Annotated in this window: 2 protein-coding genes; both read left to right on the top strand. The window is 63.8% G+C overall.

Translation table 11 applies throughout. The features are described 5' to 3' along the window. Positions 1-543: 543 nt before the first annotated feature. Positions 544-915 carry a DUF6247 family protein gene (locus ACFP1K_RS41045; RefSeq protein ID WP_380764012.1) on the top strand — a complete coding sequence of 124 codons (372 nt, stop codon included), beginning with the start codon at positions 544-546 and terminating at the stop codon, positions 913-915. Between the two features lie 27 nt (positions 916-942). Next, positions 943-1,170 (top strand): hypothetical protein, encoded by a 228-nt coding sequence (locus ACFP1K_RS41040; RefSeq protein WP_380764010.1) that lies wholly within the window; start codon positions 943-945, stop codon positions 1,168-1,170. Positions 1,171-1,424 lie beyond the last annotated feature (254 nt).

The raw sequence follows: 1,424 nt of genomic DNA, 5'->3' as shown, positions 1-1,424 counted from the left end.
AAAGAACAAGGATCATCAGCCTAATAACCCCAAACCCCCCACCCACCACCCCCCCTCAAAAACACAACCTCGCCCTCCCAAACACGGTCTTCGCCTTCGGCTCAGGCGGTCTCAGCAAGGGCTCCGCCCCCGCACCCCCAGTGAGAGGGCCTCCGGCCCCCTCGCGCTCCCCCGACCCGGCTAGGGATTCACGTCACATGTCCATTGAGACGACGCCTGTTCTCTTTTTTCCCTGAGGGGAATGAAGTATTTTTCTGGACAGTACGGCATAGGAGGAGTTCATACCCATTACCAGGTGAGGCCGCGTCGCGCTCGTTCTGGTCGACGGTCCTATTCGCAGAACGAAATAGGCCAGGTGAAACGTTCGAGGTCGAGTACGTTTGAGGCATGACCTCGGATATGAATTTCGTCCCCGTCCCGATGCGGAATCCGTCGGACTCCCTGTCGCCGGTGGTGCTCGCACGGCTAGGGTCGGAGCCGGATGTGCCGCGCCAGCTTGGCCCTTGTGAGCGGAGGCGCTTCCCGGGGCGAGGAGGTGGCACCATGGGCGGCGAGTCTCACGACTTGGTCGCCGGGGGGACACCTGAGCAGATCGTGGACTCTCTGATGGGGGACCGAAGTCCCCGCAACATCCGGGCTTGCCTGCCGGCCGAGGATCAAGACTTCTTCGACAGGGATTTCCGGCAGGCCATGGCGGGGGCCACCGAGGAGCTGGATCTCGGCCCTGTCGACGACCTGCTCGCGTATTGGTGGCATGTGGCCCGGATGAAGGCGACGGGTGAGTATCAGGCGGTCTTGGCGGAGGGGCGGCGCGTCCAGGCGGATATCGAGAGCGGGGAGTACGTTCCGGGGAGGCCGCTGCGTGAGGTGCTCGCGGAGCGGGCCGCCGAACTTGGTGTGAAGCTCGACCTGTAGATGTACACCGTCGGTAAGAGTAAGCAGGTGGATGAGCAGATCACGGCCCTGCCTGCCCGCGCTTTGGGGACCTTCCGCGAGGTGACCGTGTTTCTGCAGGTCGCGCCGTGGAGTGGCAATCCTTTTGTGAGGGAGCGGCCCGACTGCCCGATACGGACTCGTACGTTTGGTGAAAAGGGCGGGGGGATGGTCACGTACCTGATCGTGGAGTATCGACGCTTGGTTGAGATTATTAATGTGGTTTGGTGCGTCTGACCAATATGTGATTAAGGCAGGCGCGGCGCCGGAATAGCCCCGACGTAGCCGGAGGCGGGAGAACGGGGTGTAGAAGGCGCTGACGGTGTTGTGGTGCGGGTTCGGACGCGGGGCTACGACCTGGTCCGGCGGGGGCCGCGGGGCGAGTGGTCGGCTGGGTGGGGGTTTTTGGGGGGAGTGTGTGGGTTTGGGGTGGGGTGGGGGGTGGGATGTGTGGGTGGGCGGGATGGGAGCAGGGGGTGGGGGTTCGGCAG

The organism is Sphaerisporangium aureirubrum (genome assembly GCF_042658925.1).
Classification (GTDB): domain Bacteria; phylum Actinomycetota; class Actinomycetes; order Streptosporangiales; family Streptosporangiaceae; genus Sphaerisporangium; species Sphaerisporangium aureirubrum.
Note: the sequence above shows the minus strand (reverse complement) of the source record. Positions and strands in the feature narration are given on the sequence as shown.

Bases quoted from the DNA above. Each gene is read 5' to 3' on its own strand.
- ACFP1K_RS41045 (WP_380764012.1), top strand. From the start codon at position 544: ATGGGCGGCGAGTCTCACGACTTGGTCGCCGGGGGGACACCTGAGCAG.